This window comes from Rhizobacter sp., assembly GCF_031412495.1.
Classification (GTDB): Bacteria; Pseudomonadota; Gammaproteobacteria; order Burkholderiales; family Burkholderiaceae_C; genus Schlegelella_A.
Map to the genome: position 1 here is coordinate 1 of NZ_JANODC010000308.1, position 7,247 is coordinate 7,247.

The following is a 7,247-nucleotide window of genomic DNA, read 5'->3' on the forward strand; positions in this document are numbered from 1 at the left end:
CTGGCATGCCCGAGCCACGGGCTAATCGTCGCGAAATCCACGCCCGCCTTCAGCAGGTGAATCGCCGTCGTGTGACGCAGGGTGTGCGGATACGGGACTTGACCCCGGCGGCTTCGGGATAGTCGGTCGGCACACGGGGCGCGCCGCGCTTGAACGGTATGGCGAGAATGGCCTGCCACTGCGCCAGGCGCTCCGGGTGGCGGCCGGCCAGGAACTTGGCCAGCGTGTGATCGCTGCCAGCCGTGCGTTGCGCGTGGCGATGCCGTAGCGCGTTCCGTCTCCAGATGCAGCAGGAAGCGCTCGACGCTCCGCGTCGAGGTCGTGTGCTGGCTCATGCCGCGCTGCGACGGGAGGTGCTCCTCGAAGAACCGCACCGCGGCTGCCCCATCACCGCCGGTATGGCTACGCTGATTTCAGAGGTGAATTGATGGTTCGGCTACGTTCTCGGGAGGCGATTCAGCCGTGTCCGAAAACGGCCAGTCAGCGTCGCGCTCGGGTCCTTTGGCGCCTGGGCCGAACTCGGGCAGCCGCAGACGCGCGCGCCGACGACGCCCGTTCTTGGCTACCGTTTTGGCTACGTTGAAAGAAAAAGGGGTCAGCCCGGATGAGCTAACCCCTTGATTTCACTGGTGGGCCCTGAGTGACTCGAACACTCGACCTACGGATTAAGAGTCCGCTGCTCTACCAACTGAGCTAAGAGCCCGAAAACTGTGCTGCCTCGGAAGGTTGCTGTGGGTTGTGCGGGGCTCGAACCCACGACCTACGGATTAAAAGTCCGCTGCTCTACCAACTGAGCTAACAACCCTCCGAGCCCACGATTATAGGGGGCCGGGTCGTGCCGACCGGGGCTCGGGCAGCGCCGCGAACTCGAGGGCCCGTGCCGCGGCGACCATGCCGAAGGTGGCCGTGACGGCGACGCTCGAGCCGTAGCCGTGGCAGTTCAGGCTGCCGTCGACGATGGTCGCCTCGCCTTCGACGTCGCACGCGTCGCTCGCCGGCGTGGCGACGGGCTCGCGCGAGAAGACGCAGGCCAGGCCGAAGGGGCCGCGGCGCGGGCCGGCGTGAAGCTTGCGCAGGCGCTGGCGCAGGGCCGCGAGCATCGGGTCGTGGGTGACGTCGGCAAGATCGCCGACTTCGACCCGCTCGGCCGAGCGCTTGCCGCCCGCCGCCCCGACGACGACGATCGGCGTGCCGGTCTGCCGCGCCCACGCGGCCAGCGCCGCCTTGGCGCGTACGTTGTCGCAGGCGTCGATCAGCGCCCGCACCGGCTGCCGCAGCAGGCCGGGCCAGTTGCCTTCGTCGACGAACTCGTCGATCGCCGTCACCGCGCAGCCCGGGTGGATGTCGGCGATGCGCTCGCGCAGCGCCTCCACCTTGGCCTGGCCCAGCGTTCGCCCGAGCGCCTGCACCTGCCGGTTAACGTTCGACTCGCTGACGTGATCGAGGTCGATCAGCGTCAGCGCCGCGACGCCGCTGCGGGCCAGGGCCTCGGCGGCCCAGGAACCGACTCCGCCGACGCCGATGACACCCACGTGCGCCGCGCGGATGCGGGCGTAGGCCGCGTCGCCGTAGAGCCGGCGCAGGCCGCCGAAGCGGCGCTCGAGATCGGACCCGTCGACCGCGATGCCGGGCCCGGCTTGCGTGCCGGGCCGAGGCACCACGACAGCCGGGCTCCCGACGGTCACCGCAGCGACGCCAGCCGCTCCTTGCCGGCCTGCGCGGCCTCCGAGCGCGGGTAGACCTTGATCAGTTCCTCGATGGTTCGCCGCGCACCCTTCGGGTCCTTCAGCTCAGCCTGGCAGTTGGCGATGGCCAGCAGCGCCTCGGCCGCGCGCGGGCTCTCGGGCGCGGCGGTGACGAGGCTGCGGAAGGTGACGATCGCTTCCTTGTAGTTGCGGTTGCCGTACTGCGCGTTGCCGAGCCAGAAGAGCGCCGACTCGCGGTAGCCGCTGTTCGGGAAGCGGCGAAGCAAGCCGCTGAAGCCGCCCGCGGCGCGCTCGAACTCGCCGCGCCGAAAGCCCGCGAGCGCCTCGTCGTAGCTGCGCTTTTCTTCCGGATCGACCGCGAACTCCTGGTTGTCGACGGTGACCTTCTGCGGCTCGACCTTGCGGATGCGCTCCTCGACGCCCTGCTGGATGTCGATCTGCTTGCGCTGCACCTCGGCGACGTCGCGCGCCAGCTGCTCCATCTGGCCGCGCAGCCGCGCGTTGTCGGTGCGCTGCTGCTCGATCACGCCGTTCAGGTCGAGCAGGCTGCGCTTGAGCTGGTCGAGCTGGCTCGCGAACTGCGACGAGAACTGCGCCATCTGTTCGGCCTGACGCGCCCGCGACTGCTCGTTGCTCTGCTCGAGCTTCTGGCGCAGCTCGAGGATGGCGCGGCGGGCCTCGTCGTCGTCGAAGAGGCCGGCATGCGCCGGCAGCGCCGCCGCAGCGGCCACGAGCACCGCGGCGGCCGCGGCGTGCCTGCGCAGGGAGCGCACTAGCGGCTCGCCAGTTCGGCGCGGCGGTTCTTCGCCCACGCCTCTTCGCCCGAGCCCTGCACGGCCGGCCGCTCCTTGCCGAAGCTCACCGGCTCGAGCTGGGAGTTCTGCACGCCGAGCAGCGTCAGCGACTTCACCACGGCCTCGGCCCGGCGCTGGCCGAGGGCCAGGTTGTATTCGCTGCTGCCGCGCTCGTCGGTGTGGCCCTCGACGGCCATCTGCCTCTTGCGATCGGCACTCAGGAGCTTGGCGTTGAGCTCGATGACCGGGCGGAACTCGTCCTTGACGATGTAGCTGTCGTAGTCGAAGTAGACGACGCGGGGCAGGCTGGAGTTGGCGGCCGCGTTGGTCGCGGTCACGTCGACAGGAGCGACGCGGGTCTGCGAGCCGGCCGCGCCGCCGCCGGCCGCGCCGGACCCGGTGCCGCCTGTGCCGGCCGCGGTGGTGGGGCTGCGCGACTCGACCGGCGCCTCGTCGAGCTTGACGCTCGAGCAGGCGGCGAGGGACGCGGCGGCGAGGAGGGTGAGGAGGTGGCGATGGTGGAACTGCATGACTTCTTCCTTGGCTTGGGTTTGCTGATTCGGTGCATTGCCTGCACTGGCACTGCGGAGGTGTCGGCGTCTAGCGCCCGTAGGGGCCCCACACCGGCTCGCGCAGGTCGGCCGTCTGCGACGGCAGGCGAGCCTTGATTTTCCCATCGAGCGTGGTGGTCATCAACACGCTGCGGCCTTGCGCCTTGGTGGCATAGATGAGAAGCCGGCCGTTCGGGGCGAAGCTCGGGTGCTCGTCGTCGCTGGTGTCGGTGATCGTGGCCGGCTGCGCGCCGGGGCTCGACAGATCGTGCACCGACAGGCGGAAGGCGCCGCCCGCGCGCGTGACGTAGGCCAGGGTGCGGCCATCCGGGCTGACCGCCGGGCTGATGTTGTAGCTGCCGCCGAAGGTGACCCGATCGGCGTTGCCGCCGCCGGCCGGCATGCGGTAGATCTGCGGGCCGCCGCCCCGGTCGCTGGTGAAGTAGATGAAGCGGCCATCGGACGTGAAGCGGGCCTCGGTGTCGATGGCGTTGCTGCTCGCAAGGCGGCGCGGCTCGCCGCCGCCGCGGCCGATCAGGAACAGCTGCGAGCCGCCCTCGCGCGACAGGGTGACGGCGAGGTTCTGCCCGTCCGGCGTCCAGGCCGGCGAGCTGTTCGAGCCGCGGAAGTCCGCGATTGAGCGGCGCTCGCCGCTGGCCACGTTGTGCACGAAGACGACCGCCTTCTGCCGCTCGAACGAGACGTAGGCCAGCTCCCGGCCGTTCGGCGACCAGGCCGGCGAGATGATCGGCTGGCCGCTGGTCAGCGCCACCTGGCCGTTATCGCCGTCGGCGTCGGCGACGCGCAGGGTGTAGCGCGATCCGGCCCGGGTGACGTAGGCGATCCGGGTCGAGAAGACACCCTTCTCGCCGGTCAGCTTCTCGTAGATGAAGTCGGCGATGCGATGCGCCGCCAGGCGCAGCTCGCTCGCATCGACCGCGTTGCTCTGGCCGCCGAGCTCGCTGCCCTTGACCACGTCCCAGAGCTTGAAGCGGACGTCGTAGCGGCCGTCGGCAAGGCGGGTGACCGACCCGGCCACCAGCGCATCCGCGGCGCGCTGACGCCAGTCGGCCATCGCCGGCGCGCTGGTCTCGTCGATGGCGGCGCTGGCGTCGATCAGGCGAAACGCACCGCTGCGCTCCAGGTCGGCGCGGATGATGGCGGCCACCGACTGGCCGCCCTGCTCGTCGTTGCGGAAGCGGACGACGGCGATGGGCAGCTGGGTGGCGCCGACCCCGGAGATCTCGACGCGGAACTGCGCCCAGGCGGGAATGGCGATGAGAAGGCCGCCGGCAGCGGTGCAGAACTGACGTCGATCGGACATGAAGGGGCTGACCCGTAAAACGGTGGTTGGTTCAATGCGCTTCGCGGCCCGCCTTTGGCAAACGGCGTGCGAGCTGGGCCATTTTCAGGTAGCGCCAGTACGTCCCTTCGGCGACATAGGCGGCGACGATGAAGCCGGCAGCGCCATCGAGGAAGCCGCGCCGCAGCACGTAGCTGCGCAGGAAGGCCCACAGCCCGTGCGCCAGCGCCGGCGCCAGCCCGCCGCGCCGGCCCCGCGACACCTTGTCCGCGGCACCGGCGCTGCTGTAGCGGTTCATCTTCTCGAGGGCGTCTTCCAGGCTGGGCATCGTGTGGTGGAGCAGGTCGCCGGCGAGGCGGCCGACGCGCCCGTCAACTTGCACCCGCTCGTGCACCCGGTCGGCAGAAAAGCGGGCCCGGCCGCGCCGGAAGAGGCGGACGACGCGGTCCGGGTACCAGTCGCCGTGCCGGATCCAGCGCCCGCCGAGGCACGAGAGGCGCGACAGCTCGTAGGCTACCGGGGCATCGGCCTCATGCGGCCCGGCGGCCGCCAGGACGGCGCGGATGCTCGCCGCCAGCGCGGGCGAGATGCGCTCGTCGGCGTCGATGGCGAGGACCCAGGGCGCGGTGGCCAGGTCGAGGGCGCGCTGCTTCTGGGCGCCGAAGCCGGGCCAGTCGGTGCTCGTCACGACGCGGGCGCCGAAGTGGCGTGCCCGCTCGGCGGTGTCGTCGCTGCTGCCGGAATCGACGACGATCCATTCGTCGGCGAACGCCACCGACGCCAGGCAGGCATCGATGTTGGCCGATTCGTTCTTCGTGATGAGGATGACCGAGAGCGTCGCGGGCGGCATGCCGTCTCGTGGACAGGGGCGGCCAATTGTCGCAGGCCGACTCGGGGTGCCGCCGATAATCGCCGCCCATGCCCCCTGCAACGCTGCCGCTGCGCGCACGCCTGGCCCGCATCGCGCCGTTCTTCGCGAGCAGCCGGCGCGGCTTCGTCATCGCCTTCTTCGGCTCGGTCGTCGGCGCGATGACCGAGCCCGTCATCCCCCTGCTCCTGCGGTGGCTGCTCGACAACGGCTTCCAGCTCGGCAAGGTGCCGCTCTGGACGGTGCCGCTCGCCGTCGTCGGCCTGACGCTGGTGCGCGGCCTGGCCGGCTTCGTGGCCCAGTACGGCATGTCGTGGGCCGCCAACCGCGGCGTGATGGTCATGCGCCAGGCGATGTTCGGCCGGCTCCTCGACGCCGCGCCGTCGCTCTTCACGCGCAGCACGGCCAGCCACCTGATCACGACCCTGACCTTCGAAGTGCAGAACGGCGCCACCCAGCTCGTCTACGCGCTGCAGCAGCTGGTGCGCGACTCGCTGACCCTGATCGCGATGCTCGCCGTGCTGATCTACCTGAACTGGCAATTGACGCTCGTCGTCGCCGTGCTGATGCCGGCGGTGGCGATGGTGATGCGCTACTACAGCAAGCGGCTGCACCGCTTCACGGTCGAGGCGCAGCTCGCCACCGACGACCTCGCCTACGTCGTCGAGGAGAACGTCCTGGCCTGGAAGAGCGTTCGCCTGCACGCCGCCGGGGCGGCACAGGCCGGCCGCTTCGGCGCCGTCAGCGAGCGCCTGCGCCGCGTCTCGATCAAGGCCGTGCTCGCCGCCGCGACCATGACGCCGCTGACGCAGGTGCTGGCCTCGTGCGCGCTCGCCGCGGTGATCACGGCCGCGATCTGGCAGAGCGGCCAGGACCGCACCACGGTCGGCGGTTTCGTCGCCTTCATCACCGCGCTGCTGCAGCTGATCGCGCCGATGAAGCACCTGGCGGAAGTGTCGGGCCCGATCACGCGCGGGCTCGCCGCCCTCGACCGCGGCGTCAACCTGATCGACGCGACGCCGGCCGAGCGCGGCGGCAGCCACGACCCCGGCCGCGCCATCGGCCGGATCGAGATGGAAGCCGTGACCGTCGCCTACCGCAGCGACCAGCCGCCGGCCCTCGACGCCGTCACGCTGCACCTGATGCCGGGCGAGACGGTGGCGCTCGTCGGCCCGTCGGGGGCGGGCAAGACGACGATCGTCAACGTCCTGCCGCGCTTCATCGAGCCGACCTCGGGCGTGGTCAAGCTCGACGGCGTCGCCCTCGCCGACTGGAACGTCGAGGCGCTGCGCCGCCAGTTCGCGCTCGTGAGCCAGGACGTGTCGCTGTTCAACGCCAGCGTCGCCGTCAACGTCGCGCTCGGCGCGACCATCCACCGCGAGCGCGTGCGCGAAGCGCTCGCCGCCGCCAACCTGCTCGAGTTCGCCGAAGGGCTGCCGTCCGGCATCGACACCCTCGTCGGCCACAACGCCAACGAGCTGTCGGGCGGGCAGCGGCAGCGCCTGGCGATCGCCCGCGCGATCTACAAGGACGCGCCCGTCCTGATCCTCGACGAGGCGACGTCCGCCCTCGATTCCGAGTCGGAGCGCCTCGTCCAGCAGGCGCTCGAGAAGCTGATGCAGGGCCGCACCAGCCTCGTCATCGCGCACCGGCTCTCGACCATCGAGCGGGCCACCCGCATCGTCGCCCTCGAGGCCGGCCGCATCGTCGAGCAAGGCAGCCACGCCGAGCTGCTCGCCGCCGGCGGCCTCTATGCCCGCCTGCACGCGTTGCAGTTCAGGAGCTAGGAATGCGGTGCGGCTGTCCGGCGGAGATCAGGGCGGTGGGGCGCTCTGCTGCGCTCATGTCCCCCGGCGCCGGCCTGCGGCCGACGCCTCCTCCTTTACTTCGCTCCGCAGAGCGCCCCACCGCCCTGATCCCCCAACACCTGTTCTCCGCTGGGAGAAAGGACGCTGCTGCTTCGCGTGGAGCGTCGGGTGGCCAACGGAGCGACGTAAAGGAGGAGGGACGCGGCGCAGCCGCGTT

6 protein-coding genes and 2 tRNA genes are annotated in these 7,247 nt (G+C 70.9%); 1 reads left to right on the plus strand and 7 read right to left on the minus strand.

All coding sequences use genetic code 11. The annotated features are described in order from the left end of the window. Window positions 1–627 precede the first annotated feature (627 nt). The 7 genes from AC30N0_RS11450 to AC30N0_RS11480 all read right to left on the minus strand — a co-directional run bounded on the left by AC30N0_RS11450 (window position 628) and on the right by AC30N0_RS11480 (window position 5,204). Window positions 628–703 (minus strand) — tRNA-Lys (locus tag AC30N0_RS11450). Window positions 704–732: 29 nt separating this feature from the next. Then, window positions 733–805: transfer RNA gene (locus AC30N0_RS11455), tRNA-Lys, on the minus strand. Window positions 806–818: 13 nt separating this feature from the next. Continuing rightward, entirely contained in the window at window positions 819–1,661 is an 843-nt protein-coding gene (locus AC30N0_RS11460) for a tRNA threonylcarbamoyladenosine dehydratase (protein ID WP_489518044.1), read from the minus strand. Window positions 1,662–1,681: 20 nt separating this feature from the next. Further along, a complete protein-coding gene (gene ybgF / locus AC30N0_RS11465; RefSeq protein ID WP_489518039.1) occupies window positions 1,682–2,479 on the minus strand; it encodes a tol-pal system protein YbgF in 798 nt (265 codons plus the stop codon). Continuing rightward, window positions 2,479–3,030: a peptidoglycan-associated lipoprotein Pal gene (gene pal / locus AC30N0_RS11470; RefSeq protein ID WP_489518040.1), complete on the minus strand. Its 552-nt coding sequence runs from the start codon at window positions 3,028–3,030 to the stop codon at window positions 2,479–2,481. The genes ybgF and pal overlap by 1 nt, the downstream gene beginning before the upstream one ends. 70 nt (window positions 3,031–3,100) lie before the next feature. Continuing rightward, window positions 3,101–4,375, minus strand: coding sequence for a Tol-Pal system beta propeller repeat protein TolB (tolB, locus tag AC30N0_RS11475; RefSeq protein ID WP_489518041.1), 1,275 nt, complete (start codon window positions 4,373–4,375; stop codon window positions 3,101–3,103). 31 nt (window positions 4,376–4,406) lie between these two features. Then, a complete protein-coding gene (locus AC30N0_RS11480) occupies window positions 4,407–5,204 on the minus strand; it encodes a glycosyltransferase family 2 protein (protein WP_489518042.1) in 798 nt (265 codons plus the stop codon). Between the two features lie 68 nt (window positions 5,205–5,272). Here AC30N0_RS11480 and msbA point away from each other — a divergent pair, with 68 nt between their 5' ends. Continuing rightward, window positions 5,273–7,009 (plus strand): lipid A export permease/ATP-binding protein MsbA, encoded by a 1,737-nt coding sequence (msbA, locus tag AC30N0_RS11485; RefSeq protein ID WP_489518043.1) that lies wholly within the window; start codon window positions 5,273–5,275, stop codon window positions 7,007–7,009. The last annotated feature ends 238 nt before the right edge of the window (window positions 7,010–7,247 follow it).